Consider the following 16,827-nt stretch of genomic DNA (forward strand, 5'->3'; position numbering starts at 1 on the left):
CTTCTCATCTGTTTGATTACGTTTATTAGTTGATAATTTCAATGCCATCGTGACCGTCGATCTCACTGACGGTGACTCGAATGCGTTCCTGACGTGCAGTCGGAATGTTGCGGCCGATAAAGTCCGCGCGAATCGGTAATTCCCGGTGACCACGATCGACCAAGACCGCCAGTGCAATGCTTTGCGGCCGACCACCACCCATCAGGGCATCCAAAGCGGCGCGAATCGTTCGACCTGTGAAGAGGACGTCGTCAACCAGAATGACCCGTTTGTCAGCTACTGAGAATGCCAGCTGATAGTCATGGGCATTGCGCGCGGCATCCAGCGGCTGATCATCGCGAAAAGCGGTGATATCCAATTCACCAACGGGAATCGCGGTGCCCTCCAGCTGCTGGAGTTGGGCTGCGATGCGTTGTGCAATATAAACGCCCCGAGTTTTGATGCCCACCAACACGATATTTTTAATGCCTTTATTTTGCTCAATGATTTCGTACGTGATCCGGGTCAGCGCCCGTTTCATCGCCATTGAATCAACAACTTCTTTTTGCATATTTGCCTCCCAGTTTGTGATTAACGTTCATTTGAACCACCCATATGACAAAGAAAGGCGGCCGGACACAGAGTCACGGCCGCCGACAAAAGTTATTGTTAACAGGTTGCCTTTCAGTCTCGCAGGGCCGGATTAAAGGACATTCTTTACTGTTAGATTAATGATTCAAATCGGTTTTGTCAAGCTTAGCCAGGGTTTCAGTAAAAATCGGTGGCAAGGGTGCTTCAAACGTCAGCAGCTGCCCTGTCACAGGATGCTTAAAACCGAGCAAGCGCGCATGCAAAAACTGACCCTGTCCCTTAATGGTCTTTTTGGGCCCATATAAGGGGTCACCAACCAGTGGATGACCAATTGACTGCAAGTGGACCCGAATCTGGTGCGTCCGCCCGGTCTCTAAACGGCAGCTAATCAACGTGTAGTGCTGGTAGCGTTTCAAAACTTTAAAATGCGTTACCGCTGGTCGGCCAGTCTTAACGATGGCCTGTTTCTTGCGATCCTTAGGCGAACGACCTAAAGGTGCATTGATTGTCCCAGTCTCTTCCTTGATCACGCCGTGGACCAACGCGACGTATTCGCGCAGATTGGTCTTGGCTTTGAGTTGCGCCGCTAGTGACTGATGTGCCCGGTCATTTTTCGCAACCATCAGTAGGCCTGACGTATCCTTATCGATTCGGTGCACGATACCCGGCCGAAACTCGCCGTTGATGGTCGATAACGGACTATGATAGAGCAAGGCGTTGACCAAAGTATGGTCGGGATGCCCGGGTGCCGGATGCACGACCATCCCCTGGGGCTTATTGACGACGAGTACATCGTCATCCTCATAAACAATGTCCAACGGGATATTTTCCGGTTCGATGGTCGTCGTTTGGACCGTTTGGGCTGCGACGGTGATTTGGTCGCCCACTTTGACCTTGTACTTACTAGGTTGAACCTCCCCGTTGACCGTTACTTGCGCCGTTTTGATCAACTTATCGACCTGTGAACGTGTCCAGTCAGACTGCAGTCCAGCCAACACTTTATCCAAACGACCTTGTTGCGTCGTAATCGTATATTGTTGTTCCGTGGTCGCTCCTGCCACGTTATCAGCTCCCTATTACTTATTTGCCAAAACTATCGTCCCGTAAGACCCCAATCAAAATGAAAATCACACCGATCGTCAGGCACGAATCCGCAAAGTTAAAGATTGGAAAATTAATAAAATCAAGTTGGAACATATCAACGACATAACCCAGCCGCACACGGTCAATAAAATTACCCAACGTACCGGCAATCATCAGTGAAATGCCGACCTCATACGCCCATTTACCGCGCAACCGCCATAACAAGTAACCCATGATAACCAGCGCCACGACTGAAATTAAGTAGAAGAAACTCATTTTGCCTTCCAGAATGCTCCAGGCGGCCCCATTGTTATGTAAATTGGTCAATGATAATAGGCCGGGAACCACACTCGTGCTGGCCCCTAGTGCGATATGACTCACAATTGTTGCTTTGATAGCCTGGTCAGCTGCGACCAACGCCACCATCAATAGAATATAAATCCACATATTTTGCCCTCACATTTCGCTAAGCTGTGTTTAATTATACCAAAAGACGCCCCGCTTGTACGAAACTGGCTTGTAAAAAGCACGGTTTTTATTGGTTGCTTACGTATTATACTGGTTAATTTGTCATGAATCATGATTAAATCATGCTAGTTAGTGGATTCCTGTTCGTCAGCCGATGCGCGTCTTAGTCCGACTTCCGGGGCCGGCTGACAACGCTGGAACAGGGCGGACATCGATTTGAACTCACGCAGAAACCCACTGCGCAATTTCAAATACGAGTCTTCTTCTAGCCCGGGAAATTCACCCGGACAAGAAGAATTTCGCCCTTGAGCATTGTCAGCCAGCCCCTACAGTCGGGAACCCGCTCGAATGGCGGATGAACGGCCACCCATCTGGGTACAATTGACCATTGAATATTAGGAGACCGGCCCTTCAGGCAAACTTTCAATCGGTGTCAATCATGTTCTATGCCATTTGAGTACTGAGAGGATTATCTAGATATTGCTCACTCATCTCAATGCCACAAATTCCAATGGTAACTAGTCTTGAATTTAGTCGATAAAATTACCTTCGCTTATAATTGGAGACTTGTTTATCCCAGACGACTAAAGAAGATTCTGACAAGTTCAGTGGGGTCGCTTGTCTGACAGTATAAGTAAGGAACTTTAGTTATCATTAAAGACTAGTCTGACAGTTGAATATCAAAGTGACTGTGTACCAAGTAACCAACGACAAATCCAACAAAATGTTAGCCCGCACATGTCTGCCTTTCGAATAGCATCCCGGCTGGAAGGTGTTTCTGACAATGCTCAGCGATGAAATTCCACTTAGCAAGCGTTGTGTGCTTGGTTAGTGGAAGACCAGTATTTAAGGCGCGGGCTTTCGGCTTAAATCTGTGTCCATCGCGTTCCAGCGTTGTCAGAAATGCCTGGAAGCCGGACTAGGAAGCATCCACCACAGCAAGTTTACGGTAACTCGCACTTTTTCCAGCGGGTCTCAGCTGGTGGCTCTTAAACTTAGAAAATGGCATAATTTAATCATCTTTAATGCTATAACTAGCACAGCGCGCCGCCAGTTTCAGCAGTGGACGGCTGAGTGGCGAAGTTCAACTGCTCATATCAAAAAAGCGCTGCCGCCGGTCCATGACGACCGTCAGCAACGCTTAACTCAATTTAAAATTAAAGGATGATCGTGAAACTGCACGACTTTAGAACAACCCGGAGATTTTGCCATCATCCGTGATATCCATATCCAGGGCTGCCGGATGCTTTGGCAAGCCTGGCATCGTTAAGACGTTACCCGTTAAGGCAACGATGAAGCCGGCACCTAACTTTGGCACGAATTCACGTACATTGATCGTAAAACCAGTCGGCGCACCAAGCAGTTTAGGATTATCACTCAGCGAATATTGGGTCTTCGCCATGCAGACCGGTAAGTGGTCCCAACCCTGCTTGGCAAAGGTCTTCAATTGCCGTTTGGCCTTAGCAGAGTAAGATACCTCAGCGCCACCATACGTCTTCGTGACGATGGCTTCAATCTTAGTTTCCAAATCAGCATCCGCCGGTGATAACGGCTTGAAGTCACTCGGCTGGTCGCACAAGTCGACAACGGCCTGAGCAAGCTCAGTCGCACCATCGCCGCCCTTGCCCCAGACATCGGCTAAGACCGCTTGAACACCCAAATCGGCACAGTAAGCTTTGACTGCTTGAAATTCAGCATCGGTATCAGCCGTAAATTCATTGATGGCAACGACGACCGGGACACCATAGCGTTGCATGGCTTTGATATGATGACCTAAGTTAGCAGCGCCAGCTTGTAGGGCTTCAACGTTTTCAGTCTCTAAATCCTTCAGAGCTACGCCACCGTGCATTTTAAGCGCACGAATCGTCGCGACGATTACGACGGCGTTCGGGGCTTGTCCAACGGCCGGAACATTGATATCCATGAACTTTTGACCACCCAAATCGGCGCCGAATCCTGCTTCGGTGACGGTGTAGTCGGCTAAATTCAGCCCAGCCTGGGTCGCCAACACACTATTACAGCCGTGGGCAATGTTCGCAAATGGCCCGCCGTGCACGAGCGCTGGCGTATGTGCCAACGTCTGCACTAAGTTGGGCCGCAACGCATCCTTTAATAGGAGTGTGATTGCGCCACCAACTTGCAAATCCGCGACGGTTACGGGTTGCCGGTCATGCGTATAGCCAATCACGATGCGGTTGACACGCCGCTTCAAATCCGCAATGTTTTCAGACAAGCACAAGATCGCCATTAATTCGCTAGCGACCGTGATGTCAAAGCCATCTTCACGCGGCACACCGGAAGTTGCCCCACCTAGCCCGATAACGACGTGGCGCAACGCCCGGTCGTTAATATCCAGCGCGCGTTTCCATTGAATCCGACGCTGGTCGATGCCGAGCTGGTTGCCTTGTTGGATATGATTGTCGATTAACGCTGCCAAGGTATTGTTTGCGGCGGTCAAAGCGTGCATATCTCCCGTAAAATGCAGGTTGATGTCCTCCATTGGAATCACTTGGGAGTAACCACCACCCGTGGCACCACCTTTCATGCCCATGACCGGCCCCAGTGAGGGTTCCCGTAAAGCAATCATGGTCGACTGACCAATCTTGGTCAAAGCATCACCCAGACCGATCGTGACGGTCGACTTACCTTCGCCGGCCGGAGTCGGATTGATTGACGTGACCAAAATGAGCTTGCGTTTGGTTTCCTTCACTGGTAATGGTAACTTTAACTTGGCCTTGGTACTGCCATAAGGATCAATTTGATCAACTGTCAGACCAGCTTTCACCGCGATTTTCGTAATTGGTTCTGGTGTGACTTGTTGCGCAATTTCAATGTCTTTCATCAATTCTCCGCCCTTCGTTTTTTTATTACGACTCAATTATAACAATTAATCTGGTAAACAGGAACTTTATTTATTATAAATGTTTTTATTGTTCGTCATTAATGGCTAGTTGCCAGCTCAATCAAGGCATTCCGGGCCTTTTTACGCATCAAAAAATGATATTGGTTGCCGTCAATCTGAACTTTTAAGCCGCCCCGAATCGGTGCGATCAGTTCCAGCTGGTCGCGTGGAATCACTAACCACGAGTGGTTTAAAACCGTACTGAAGATAATCAAATTGTGATTAATGGTCACCCGGCGCAAACTGATCTGGACGGCCACTAACGCGACAAAGACCGCCGCAATCAGTAAAAACCACCATTTGAACTTCAGCAGTTCCAACCAGACAATGATGCCAGCCATCAAAACGAGCAAGGTCCACGACCAGACGATCACACTTGACGCTAGCATTGGTTGGTATTTAAAGGTATGCTTATCGTTATCCAAGAGTTACAATTCCTTTCACATTGGAGTGAGTTTTATGCAATTATATACGGATGCCGCCACGGCGCCCGATAATCATCAAAGTGCCGCTGGAATCCTGATCATCGACCAGGGCCAGCAGCACCAATTTAAACAAGTCTTGCCGAACAGCGATAATCATACCGCAGAATTTCTCGCGGCGATTGCTGGCTTCAAAACTTTATTGGATTCTTATGGTTCCGCAGTCAGTGTCTTCTTCTACACCGACAGTCAAATCGTTGCGGACAGTGTCGCCAAGGGTTACAGCAAGCATTATGCCGTCGAGCTCGCGACTTTGCTGCACTTACAAGATCAATGCCAACTGGTCGTCACCCAATGGATCGCCGAAAGTGAAAATCACGGCGCCCATCAACTCGCACAGCAGGGATTGCACCTGAAACACTAATCAGCCGCTTCTAAATAAGTTTCAATCGGTAATTGGTACTGCTCCCAATCGTGCGCCCCAGTCTGGACGTAATCAGCCAATAACTTGCCAATCATCGGTCCGGTCGTCAAACCAGAAGAACCAAGTCCACTAGCGACAAGAATGTGCGGGTTGTCTGGTAATGGTCCAAAGAACGGCGCGAAGTCGCGCGTATAAGCTCGCGTCCCAACCTTGACTTGGCTGATTTGATCCTTGGTCAAGTTCGCATCTAGTTTTAAACCACTCGCGAACAAGTCGTCTTCGACTAGCGACGAAACTTGTAGGTCATAACCCTGGTCATTTTCATGGGTCGCACCCACAACTAGTTTACTCCGGGTAAATGGAATAAAGTCGCGCTCACCTTCTGGCATCAAGACGGGAACATCATCTGCCCAGGTCTCCGGCAATTGCATCTCGATCAGTTGCCCCTTTTGCGGTCGCACGTCAGCAATAATTTTCATCGGTAATAATAATGGCTTTAGCCATGCGCCGACCGCTAGAATGAGCGTATCGTAGCTTTGTTGCCCGTTGACCGTCAACAACTGGCCCTGATCACCCAGGCGAACCTTACCTTTATGACGAATGAGGTTGCGCTTTTCAGCATACTTGAGTAGGTTATGGGCAAACTTGTCACCGTCAACGCGGGCACCACCACTGACAAACACCCCCGGTTGCGGGGCCGTCAGCAACGGAATTCGTTCTTGAACGGCTTCAGCGCTCAATTTTTCAATTGTCCCCATCTGCGGTGCGCTTTGCCGCCGTTCCAAAGCTAACTTGTACAACGCTTGTAAGTCGTCCGGATCAGCCCGTGTGACAATCGTTCCCGCCTGCTGATAGACTGAGTACCCCATCTGCGTATCGGTCACGATTTCTGGATACAGTGCCGCACCGGCTTTGGCCAATCGATACCAGCGCTGATTACGCCGCTTGGAGAGCCACGGTGAAATAATACCGGCAGAGTTCTTGGTCGCTTGACCAATCCCTTCATCATAAATCGTGACGCTCAAGTTCGGATCCTTACTTAAATAATACGCGGTCACAGCGCCAACGATGCCGCTGCCAATAATTGTCACTTGTTTTTGCATTTGTACAACGCCTCCACAACCAATCTGTCTTCATTTTAGCATACTCCGTTTTATTACGGGGAATCGATTCGCTGGTTGACATTGTTGACGGCATTAGATCAGGTGTAACAACCCACAACCCTTAAAAAAGCATCAAGTTTTAAAATTTAATCACATTTTGACCATATTTTCGTTTTACACTTGAAAATAGTACGACTATATTGTTTTAAAGGACTTTTGCCATGTTAGTTATTATTTGGATTCTCTTAGTTTTACTCTTAGGCCTCACTGGTTGGCTGGTATACCGCGGTTTGCAGCATCCGGTCATTCAGCCCACTAAGCCATTGCCGTTACGTGAACAGTTGACGTTACAGCATCAGGTCCGTCAGTCGATCACGAACAAGGTGCCCCGTTTGAAGGGCTTATACTACGGGCTCCTAGTGTGTGGGTGTCTAGGTGTCATCAGCCTCTTGGTCAGTTGCTACCTGATTATGACCAAGTTGCCGCTGCTGATATTCCCGATTCGCAGCGTGGTGGCCAGCATGGCGACGCTTGTAATTGGGGTCATCTTGTTACTGGTTCCGGCATTGGTATGGCCATCACAGGCTTATGATGAACTGATTGGCCGCAAGACCGACCCGAATCAGAATTGGCAATTGGCCGACACGCCGACTTTCGAACGTTATCGTCGCACCCAGATTTGGAGCGTCTTAGCCCTAGATTGCTTCCTCTTAGTCGGCATGATTAGCTGGGCCTACCGCGTCAGCACCGTGCCGGCAGTGACGATTGAATACTTGATCATGGTTGTCGTCATCGCAATCCCGGTCGTCGCCTTGGTTGCGCTACTGGCACAATTGCCTTACCTGTACCAGAACCGTTTCTTGATTTCAAATGGCGCTCGTTTTGGGACAGTGCACTACCAAGCTAACCGCGCCTTACTGAATCAACAGCCGGATGTTAAAGCGCATCTGATCATTGTTCAGATTTGTCGGATTATTGGTTACGCGTTGGGATTGTATGCCCTGTGGTTACCGTATTCCAACATTTTAGCGCCGAGCTTCGCAGTTGATACCAGCGTCGTTTATCCGGCCGCAGCGTTTGCACTGGTTGCACTCCTGATTGTATTGATCACGGGTGGCGCATGGTTACCCCGATTCTATGATTATTTGCAATTATTGGATACCAAGGCTCTCAGATTCAAAGTTGCCGGTAGCGACCAATTTCGCCGCTATCGCTTCCATTTGTACTATTTCAAAATTGCCTTCAGCATCCTATGGCTCGTTTTCTGGGGCTTGATCATCGGCTACATTTATTATTTCGGTTAATTTAAACGCGCTTCAGCGTTAAACAGATAAAACGACATCCAAGACCAAATGTCTTGAATGGGTATACTCCTACCAAGGTAGACAAGCAAATAATTAAAGCCTGTCTGCCTTGGTAGGAGTATTTTTTATAGGACGGCTAAAAAAGGACGAGATATAGAGCAGAAATATGAAATTGGTACAGGATGGGATATTAGCTAGTGCTGTTGAATGGGAGTATGGTATGCAACATGCTCAAGTTTCCAGAGTGATCGTGCCTTGTTGGCATTATTTTACCAAGCAATCTGAACTTATCATCAGTGGGCGTTATCCAATGAGCCACTTCAATAACCGCTGTAAGGGCATCTAGGCAATGGTGTCTAACTTTTTGGGGCCAGTTCATGTCGACTTAAGTTCCAGCAATTGTCAGCCGGCCCCGGAAGTCAGACTAAGACATCCATCGGCTGACGAACAGGACGCCAACTTGTCATGAGTTAACCATCTTTAAGGCTAAAGAATAACTAGCACAACGCGTGTCCCACTGTAATTTAAAAAGCGTTGTAAAACCATTTCGATTTTACAGCGCTAATCCTAGTATGTTCTAATCATTTTGCTTAGCTAAAGCGTCACTGACATTGATCGTTGGTAGATTAAACCCCGGAAACTCATTAGAGCTGTTGGTCAACATAGAAATTATTGCACGAATGTAAGGATACAAAATTGCAACAGCATTTTTCTGAACCAATGTATTTAGACCAATGTTGGCTTTGTCTTCCTCGGGATGATAAACAAATGATCCCACCAACGAACATGTTGCCTGAAATGGCGTCTCTGTCTTATCCAGTGCGCCAACAACCACTGTTAAGCTGACACTGATATTGTTACCGTTCTTTTCAATATCGCTTGAAATTTCAGGGCTAAAGATGATCTGTTTACTTGTTTGCCGATACTGATCATTTCTCTGATAACTCATATTTTCAACTCTGTATCCGTTAAATTGTAACACATCCATTAAACTGCAACTCCCATCACTTCTAAATCTGTATAAATATTATTAGTGTAAAGATGATCTTCTGCGTAATTGATACTAGGTTGATATTCTGACTTATCTAAAAGGCCGCTTAGTTGCTTATCAATAACACCGTCTTCGTTTGATGAACAATTTCCTGGAAGATGGCCATTCTCCTCATAGAAGGTTTTTGCAGCCTTAAACAAATTATCTTGATACTTAACCTGGACACGCAAGTTGTTTTCAATCTGTGTTAAGGATGACGGTGCAATCCCAAGACGTTTGGCAAATTGTCTCACTGTCAGTCCTAGATTATGACGCAATTTCCTAATATCCTCTGGTGTCATATAACCTTTTTTCGACCGATATGCCGCAAAACTACGAGTCACATTTTCCATTGGATTATTAAAATCAACCCATAACTCGCCATCGCTATCTTTCCAGTAATGATTTCTAACCATCAGATTACTTTCATCACGTACCTGAACTAGCTCAATCTTCCAAACTTCAGTATAGCGTTCAGTCGTGTCTAATTCAGGATTATAGAACTTTCTTTGTGCCATTATGCCTAGCCCCCTAAACTGTTTGAAACTACTTGTATGGATAATTCATAGGATATTTTGCATCGTGCAGAGAAATCCAAACGACGCCACCATTTGGCCGATCTTGAAACTTCAAGTAACATTCCACATCTTCTATGATTAATCCGAACACCCAGATATCTCATGGAATGGGTCTTGGGTGGTCATCTGTTTCTGGGCCGGAGATGTAGTCTTGCCAAGAAATTTTATTGTAGATAATATCTAAGGCAAGTGTTTCTTGAATGGCTAAGTTAGCCAAGGTAGCCATATTTTTAGGACGCCTACTGAGTACCCACTTGTTTCGGCGATTACGGATATCTTTAATTACGCGCTTTATCTCTTCACGGCTCGCCAACACTAGCACATCCTGACTAAATTTATTGATACTATTTTAACACAAATGTATCTCACAAAATACAAATATGCTCTGATGCTAATAAGCCCCTTCTCACGTTGAAAACTGAGAAGGGGCTTTAACGAACTTGTTTAAATTTGATTGTAGTTAATGCTTATCACAGTGGATGATTACTTTTGGGCATACATTGCTTAAATGTCTGCCCAAATTTAAATTAAGGTACGCTACGGGCTGGAATAATAATCGCTTCTCCTGTTTGTGGATTGTGCCCTTTTCTAGTGGCATGCTCAGGTGATTTGAAAGTTACAAAACCGACGAACGCCGCTGAATCATCATTCGCAACATGCGCTACGAGCTTTTCCAAAGTCTTGTTCACAACGGTTGTAACTTAGTTGATTGTAAAGTCACGATCAGCGGACATTTTTCGAATTAATGTCGTTCTTTTGGTCATGCTATTTTTAGTCATTGAACGCGCGTGTCTGTCAGTTAGGCTTCTTTAAACAAGCTGACGAAATCTTCCTGCCCACCAGCACTTTCAAACGCGGCTTTCGACAACGTTTTGACCTGGCGCTGATCAAGCCACAACACCTGGTATTCATCAAATGCCTGCATATCCCGAATGTCGTGGGTGATCATTAGATACGTGCGTTCGGGATGCGCTTGCATCACTTGGAATAATAGTTGGACGTTTTGTCGGTCGACTGCCGCCGTTGGTTCATCCAAGACGACTAATTCACGGTCGACTTGCAAAAATAGGAGCAACTGGACCAATTTACGCTGACCACCTGACAATTGTCCGTATCGCTGATCCCAAAGTGGCGCTAAAAATTCGTAGGTGGCTGGATCCACTATGGTTTTAAAATCAGCCAGTGTCACCTGAAGTCGGCCATCCTCAATTCCGAGCACGAGTTGAGCGACATCCCGCACCCGAATTGAGCTCAACAGGGGTAATTGCTGGTTCAAATAAATCGCACGCTGCGGCAATGCCAAGGCTCCAGTTGCCGGTCGTAATCCCGTCAGAATATCCGCCAACGTCGTTTTGCCAGCCCCATTTTGGCCAATCAAGAAATTAACGCCCGGACTTTTCAATTCAAAGCTCAAATCATCAAAGAATGGTGCCGAGCGCTGGTCAAACTGGTAACTCAAATGTTCAACTCGCATTATAATCCCTCCGTTGGCAACAGTTTCAAGTGTCGATAGCTAAACCATCCCAGGCCAAGTAAGATGACCAAAATAACGCCATAAGTCGCGATAAACTGACTAATCGTCCCGACGGTAAGCATCGCAAACACATTATTGACCAGGTAAATCGGACTGATCAGATTAAGTAGCAGATTGCTAACGTGTAAGTTGAGCACGGCATTGATGGCAAATGAGCCAATTATGACTAATAATGACACAGCATTGATGGCGGTATTGATTGCCCGTTGACGCCAAGCTAACGCAATCAACGGCAGACTATAGCAAGTCACCGGCAAATAGACCAACACCAGTGTCAGCCATAATTGACCAAGCAAGGGCAAGAAAGCCAGCTTGAAGGCAATACTGCTTAAAATTGCAATCAAGAACAACGTGCTGAGCATCAGCAAGCCATTCACCAGCGCCTGACTGACGATAAACACTGACGGACTGACGACCAGTGTTCGATACTGCTTCAAGTAGCCTTGTTCCCGAAGACTGGCAATGTTGCCAGCGGTGGTCAAACAGTTGGAAAAAATCATCCAGCCGATATACGGCATAATATGTTCAACATACGCACTTGTCGTCAGTGGCTTGAAAAATGCATCACCGACATTCAGTGCTAAAAAGACGAGTGGTAGGCAAATCGTATAAACTAACACCCCCGGCATATCACGCAGCACCTTCATAAAGTACTGCGTGTAAACAGCCACCTGCACCCCATATTTGCGCATTCCCATCACTCCCTCTTAATTATCTCATTAATTTATTATATATTTATCATCAAGTGAAATGCAAGTCGTCGCAAATCTAAACATTAAGTACGGTTAATTTGCGAAGATAACGGCTGGCAAAGACTAATGTAATCTTAATATTCAATTCATAAACCGAATAACGTCTCAAACGCTTAGTGACTCCGCCGAAAGCCGGCTTGCTCTTTGAGATAAAAAGGTATCGATAAACTCAGGAAGGTCACGCGATGCGTTTCAAGACAGCGTGCTGCGGGTCATACGTCACCAAAATTCTAGCACGCAAAAAAAGACCGATTGCGAATTTCAGGATGTCCTGATCAACTCACAATCGGTCTTTGAATCATTTAATTAATCGACTCGCATTTACCGTTATTGTGTCACCACGTTTGAGCGGTTCGCTGAAACGTAATTGCCTTTATTGGTCTTGTAATAGCGCGAACCACCGGACCGTTTGTAAATCTTCGTGACCTTGATTTTATCCCCGGCTGCATGATAAGCATGCCGATTAGACTTCACAAAGTTAGAAGAGTTATACGTGTACAGCCCCACTTTGGCTTTGATCCACTTACTTGATGGGAGTGATTCGTAATACCAATGATCAGACTTCGACACTTTGGCCGTAATGTAACCGCCGTTCGTCTTGATCCGGTAGAAGTTACCGCTCTTAACCAGTGTCCCGGTGTAAATACCGCCCTTCTTCAGCGTCTTACCCGTCGAGGTCGTCAAGTTAACGTCTTTGAACAACGTACTCTTTTCACGCAACTTATACAGCCGGTGTTGACCGATCCAATAGCCCGTCACATCCTGCGAACGAACCCACTTATTTAAGCCGCTCAGGTAGACCAATTGTTTGGACTTTCCGGTCGTGACGGATTTCGTGGCGGTCACTTTATAATACTTCTGCTTGGCACTGCTTGGAATCGTCGTTCCGTCGTAATAGGTCGATGAACTCTTATTCAAGTAGACGTGTTGGCCCTTCGTATAACTACTATAAGCATACGAGGTCGACGAACTGGAAGCCGAACTACTTGACGTCCACCAGCTCAACGGATGATACGTCGTTACTGAAGCGCTGTCGTACAGACTGTTATCCACGTATTGCCCTAATGAGGATAAGTAGTAGCTACTAGAATACTGCCAGAGTGAAAATGAAATCGTCGGTTTCGAGGAATAGTTAGCGATCCACTGGGCATCAAAACTCTGACGCGCCGTATTAGCATAGGTCGTCGCAAATGATTGATATGAGTAAAAAATCAGCTTTTTGCTGGTTAACGACCGCATCTCGTTATACCACGCCTTGACCGCCGCATTGGCCGCCGAACTACTCATCGACGTCGTTTCAAAGTCCAAAACGTAGAACTTGGTGTTCTTGTTCGACCGGCTGTACAGCTTCTTGGCTTCCGCCTTGGCCGTACTGGTGCTGGTAAACGTGGCATAGTCGTATGAGCCAAACGGAATCCCATACTTCACGTATAAACTTTCGTTAGAAGAATGATACAAATCCTCGTAACTACTCCCGTACTGCACCCGGTTGATGACAAAGTCCGCTTGGCTCGCCAAACTCTTGACTTCCGTACTCGTCAGCTTTCCTTGCCATTCTGAAATATCCGGCACCGCGGCGCTGGCCTTCACCGCGCCAGCGCTACCAATCAAACTCCCTAACAGTAGCAACATTAATTGCCATTTTTTGTGCTTCTTCAAAATCTTCGCCTTCCCATCCTTAAACTAAATATGTACCACTTTCCCTGCACTACTTATCGTACCCATAAAATGTGCAAAAAGGTTCACAAACTGATTGCATTCATTTTACGTTTTGTTTACATTGTGAACTAATGCTGGAAAGTGCGATTTAGTTTTTTCGGTGGGCGCCAAAACTGCAGTGAGATATGTAGATTGGAAACTGGCATTCACGATTTTTGCGGACCTTGTTTGCTGAGATGTCATGGATTTGAGCGCTAGACTAAAAAATTTGACCCTTCGCTGAACCAGTTACCGGTGACTGGTTCAGAAAAAGTGTCAAATTTGACTTGAATGTATTACTTGGTAAAAGCTGCAGACGGGTCGCGTCCTGCATCGTAGCAGGCAACCCGAACCAATGACCTCACTCGGACTGAAACCACGGCTCAAGAATCGTCAAGCTGGCCTGGTCGAAATTAATTGCCGCCTGGGCACCATATGGCAACGCTGTTCGTGGAAAGGCGTGGCCAAAATTAACGTTGTAAAGAATTGGCAGATCGAGCGCTGCGGTCTCATCAATCAGCAACTGGCGATATTCTGCGTAGTAATTTTCATTCTGGGGTTTACCGACCACGACAGCAGCGACATTGGTCAAGATACCCGCATCGCGGATACAGCGTAACATCCGCTGGAACAATGCCGGTGCCGGCTGCTCATCACTAGTTTCCATAAACAGAATTTTGCCCCGCCATTCATCAGCGGCCGGAATCAACTTGAAGGTCCTGGCAACTTGCTGTTCATCCGGATAGCGAGTCGTCGTCAATAGATCATAAAAGCTATCTAAACACCCTCCTAGTAATGGCCCTTTAACGACGCCAGTTCCTCGCAGCACTTCATAGTGATGCATTTCCACATGGCTTGTTCGAGGGGTTCCAATAGCCGTGGGACTAAAATCAACCCGCTCGTCATACCAGACTGGACTGCTCTTAATCACCGTCTGAGCATTGTCTGTCATAAAGCGGTGCCAAGTCGCGGCGGTGTATGGCAGCATCTCTGGGGCTAACTCAGCTAAATCACTAAGAAAATTAGGACCGTAAAACGTTTGAAGTCCCAACTGATAAAACATCAAGTGATTAATCGTGGTATCAGAGAAACCAGTAAATAGCTTGGGAGAACGGCGAACCGCGGTTGTAAATTCGTCGTCGTTCAACAAATATGGCAAAGTCCGATACGTTTCATCCCCACCAATCGCTGCCACGATACCTTGAATGTGATCATCCAAGAACGCCGCTTTCAAATCTGCTGCCCGCAATTCCGGGTGCCGGCGTAATGTTTCGCGCCCCTTAAGTGCATTTGGCATTATGACGGGTACTAAGCCAAGTTGGCGTAAACGTTGTAAGCCTAACTTTAGTTGGTGCTCACTTGACGGTTCGCCAAGCGTTCCGCTTGAAAGACTGACCACAGCTACATGGGTCCCCGGCAATAACGCTGCTGGTTTTAACATTTGACCATCTCCAATTTCATCGTTTCTTAATGTTATCATTTATTTCCAATGTCAACAATCCAGTGGTTAAGATTTTCGCTACTTTAAGGTACTCAAAAACGGCCAGGAGACGGCCGCGTGGCTCCTAGCCGTACTTCTGTCAATCAGATTTCAAATTCAGTGTACCCAGTGCGTGACCGCAACCCGACGTAAATTGTTCGTCACCAGCGCCCATTGTTGCGGCTGCGTTTTGATACTCGTGAGTAACTGCGACAGCGATTGAGGCCCTGACAACAACCGCTGACACAGTTCAAAAACTAATGGTGACTGCGGTTGGGCACCCAAGACAACGCAACGTTCACCACGATAAACCACCACGTCCCCACCGGCCCGCAACTGACCAAACGGCCGCTGCAACGTTACAGGCCCCAAAACTAGTACGCCACCATGATCAAACAAACCTTGTAATTGCCAATAATCACGTTTGACAGCATCCGGACGTGCTTTTATCTGTCCTGGTGTTTGACCAGTTTTGGGCATTATTACAGTTAAACCACGACTATAGGTTTGCCACGAATCCAGCCAATTTTGGACGGTGCAAATCAAATATGGCGGCAAGGTCGGCTGCGTCGCATAATATAAAATTCGCTTGATTGCGGGGTCGTTCATCACAGACGGACTGGCCTTAAAGGCAGTTGCTAGGCCACGAATCAGTTCGGTAAACGGTGCCAAGTAATCGATAAAACCGGGTGTCGCCAGGTTGATCAAAATTCGTTTGGCGACACAATACGTCACGGCATCCACGTAACGTGGCGCTGCATGGGCAACCGCATCCCGATAAGCGGTCATAATATCGAACAAACGTGGATTGGTGTAATCAAGGGTCGTCGAACCAGCATGTTTGTAATAGTTATAAAAGGGTTGTTGAACATAGGCCACGCGCTCACAGCGACTCAGCATGTCTAGTAAAATATCCAAATCCTCATAAACCATCGGCTGATAGCGACAATTTGTCCAACAATTACGAGCATACAGCTTATTGCCTGAATAGGCATTGTTCAGCCCGTACTTGAGATAAGCGGCGATATCCACGTGGTCGCTGGCAGCCGGTAAGCTCTGCAAACTAGTCTCGCGATTAGTTGCCACATACAATTTGCGAACGTCACAGACCACAATTTGGGTCTGACTGCGCTCCGCGGTCGCCAGTAACGTGGCGTACATCGTTGGTTCGACCCAGTCATCACCGTCGACAAACCCCAGATAACGCCCCTGAGCAGCCGCAATCCCCACATTTCGGGCAGGCCCTTGTCCACGATTGGACTGATGAATAACTCGAAACGTCTGTGGCCACTGCTGCGCGTACTGATCACAAATAGCAGCGGTGCCGTCCGTACTGCCATCATCAACGATAATCACTTCTAGTCCCACCAACGTTTGCTGCCGCAATGACGTCAAACATCGACGAATCCAACGTGCTTCATTGTAAACCGCCACGATCACTGAAACCTGAACTTGCATCCTGATGCCCCCAACAGATTA

At 47.0% G+C, this 16,827-nt stretch carries 17 protein-coding genes; 2 read left to right on the forward strand and 15 right to left on the reverse strand.

All coding sequences use genetic code 11. From position 1 onward, the window contains the following. Nucleotides 1–25: 25 nt before the first annotated feature. The 5 genes from pyrR to KGF65_RS01080 all read right to left on the reverse strand — a co-directional run bounded on the left by pyrR (nucleotide 26) and on the right by KGF65_RS01080 (nucleotide 5,448). Entirely contained in the window at nucleotides 26–550 is a 525-nt protein-coding gene (pyrR, locus tag KGF65_RS01060; RefSeq protein ID WP_003638765.1) for a bifunctional pyr operon transcriptional regulator/uracil phosphoribosyltransferase PyrR, read from the reverse strand. A gap of 157 nt (nucleotides 551–707) precedes the next feature. Further along, nucleotides 708–1,631, reverse strand: coding sequence for an RluA family pseudouridine synthase (locus tag KGF65_RS01065; RefSeq protein ID WP_105924235.1), 924 nt, complete (start codon nucleotides 1,629–1,631; stop codon nucleotides 708–710). Between the two features lie 19 nt (nucleotides 1,632–1,650). After that, a complete protein-coding gene (gene lspA, locus KGF65_RS01070; RefSeq protein WP_216747980.1) occupies nucleotides 1,651–2,100 on the reverse strand; it encodes a signal peptidase II in 450 nt (149 codons plus the stop codon). Nucleotides 2,101–3,307: 1,207 nt separating this feature from the next. Then, the gene (locus KGF65_RS01075; protein WP_216748491.1) at nucleotides 3,308–4,963 is read right to left on the reverse strand and encodes a formate--tetrahydrofolate ligase; all 1,656 of its coding nucleotides are present in this window, start codon (nucleotides 4,961–4,963) and stop codon (nucleotides 3,308–3,310) included. A 98-nt stretch (nucleotides 4,964–5,061) separates the two neighbouring features. Further along, nucleotides 5,062–5,448, reverse strand: a complete 387-nt coding sequence (locus tag KGF65_RS01080) for an EbsA family protein (protein WP_050338659.1) — start codon at nucleotides 5,446–5,448, stop codon at nucleotides 5,062–5,064. 34 nt (nucleotides 5,449–5,482) lie between these two features. On the opposite strand from KGF65_RS01080, the gene KGF65_RS01085 reads away from it, so the two are divergent. Beyond that, complete coding sequence (locus KGF65_RS01085; protein WP_050338660.1) at nucleotides 5,483–5,869, forward strand: ribonuclease HI family protein; 387 nt, start codon at nucleotides 5,483–5,485, stop codon at nucleotides 5,867–5,869. Here KGF65_RS01085 and KGF65_RS01090 read toward each other — a convergent pair. Beyond that, the gene (locus KGF65_RS01090; protein WP_056953099.1) at nucleotides 5,866–6,972 is read right to left on the reverse strand and encodes an FAD-binding oxidoreductase; all 1,107 of its coding nucleotides are present in this window, start codon (nucleotides 6,970–6,972) and stop codon (nucleotides 5,866–5,868) included. The two genes, KGF65_RS01085 and KGF65_RS01090, sit on opposite strands and share 4 nt — an antisense overlap. A 221-nt stretch (nucleotides 6,973–7,193) precedes the next feature. On the opposite strand from KGF65_RS01090, the gene KGF65_RS01095 reads away from it, so the two are divergent. Next, on the forward strand, nucleotides 7,194–8,276 hold the full coding sequence (locus KGF65_RS01095) for a hypothetical protein (protein WP_105924232.1): 1,083 nt from the start codon (nucleotides 7,194–7,196) through the stop codon (nucleotides 8,274–8,276). A gap of 577 nt (nucleotides 8,277–8,853) precedes the next feature. Here the strand turns inward: KGF65_RS01095 and KGF65_RS01100 are convergent. The 9 genes from KGF65_RS01100 to KGF65_RS01140 form a co-directional block, all read right to left on the reverse strand. Continuing rightward, nucleotides 8,854–9,264: a protein-export chaperone SecB gene (locus tag KGF65_RS01100; protein ID WP_088769521.1), complete on the reverse strand. Its 411-nt coding sequence runs from the start codon at nucleotides 9,262–9,264 to the stop codon at nucleotides 8,854–8,856. After that, nucleotides 9,264–9,824: a helix-turn-helix domain-containing protein gene (locus KGF65_RS01105; protein ID WP_065674714.1), complete on the reverse strand. Its 561-nt coding sequence runs from the start codon at nucleotides 9,822–9,824 to the stop codon at nucleotides 9,264–9,266. Before KGF65_RS01105 ends, KGF65_RS01100 begins: the two co-directional genes overlap by 1 nt. A gap of 160 nt (nucleotides 9,825–9,984) precedes the next feature. Then, nucleotides 9,985–10,197 carry a hypothetical protein gene (locus tag KGF65_RS16930; protein WP_225351351.1) on the reverse strand — a complete coding sequence of 71 codons (213 nt, stop codon included), beginning with the start codon at nucleotides 10,195–10,197 and terminating at the stop codon, nucleotides 9,985–9,987. A gap of 214 nt (nucleotides 10,198–10,411) precedes the next feature. Beyond that, entirely contained in the window at nucleotides 10,412–10,573 is a 162-nt protein-coding gene (locus tag KGF65_RS17370; protein ID WP_082230237.1) for an HU family DNA-binding protein, read from the reverse strand. A gap of 110 nt (nucleotides 10,574–10,683) precedes the next feature. Continuing rightward, complete coding sequence (locus tag KGF65_RS01120) at nucleotides 10,684–11,358, reverse strand: ATP-binding cassette domain-containing protein (RefSeq protein ID WP_225368228.1); 675 nt, start codon at nucleotides 11,356–11,358, stop codon at nucleotides 10,684–10,686. After that, nucleotides 11,358–12,110, reverse strand: a complete 753-nt coding sequence (locus KGF65_RS01125) for a hypothetical protein (RefSeq protein WP_105924228.1) — start codon at nucleotides 12,108–12,110, stop codon at nucleotides 11,358–11,360. Before KGF65_RS01125 ends, KGF65_RS01120 begins: the two co-directional genes overlap by 1 nt. Before the next feature lie 387 nt (nucleotides 12,111–12,497). Next, nucleotides 12,498–13,829 (reverse strand): GH25 family lysozyme, encoded by a 1,332-nt coding sequence (locus tag KGF65_RS01130; RefSeq protein ID WP_099722346.1) that lies wholly within the window; start codon nucleotides 13,827–13,829, stop codon nucleotides 12,498–12,500. 400 nt (nucleotides 13,830–14,229) lie between these two features. Next, complete coding sequence (locus KGF65_RS01135; protein ID WP_105924227.1) at nucleotides 14,230–15,309, reverse strand: S66 peptidase family protein; 1,080 nt, start codon at nucleotides 15,307–15,309, stop codon at nucleotides 14,230–14,232. 156 nt (nucleotides 15,310–15,465) lie between these two features. Next, nucleotides 15,466–16,806 carry a glycosyltransferase gene (locus KGF65_RS01140; RefSeq protein WP_216748490.1) on the reverse strand — a complete coding sequence of 447 codons (1,341 nt, stop codon included), beginning with the start codon at nucleotides 16,804–16,806 and terminating at the stop codon, nucleotides 15,466–15,468. Between the last annotated feature and the right edge of the window lie 21 nt (nucleotides 16,807–16,827).

Origin of the sequence: Lactiplantibacillus sp. 30.2.29 (assembly GCF_018991255.1) — a bacterium.
GTDB classification, from domain to species: Bacteria; Bacillota; Bacilli; order Lactobacillales; family Lactobacillaceae; genus Lactiplantibacillus; species Lactiplantibacillus pentosus.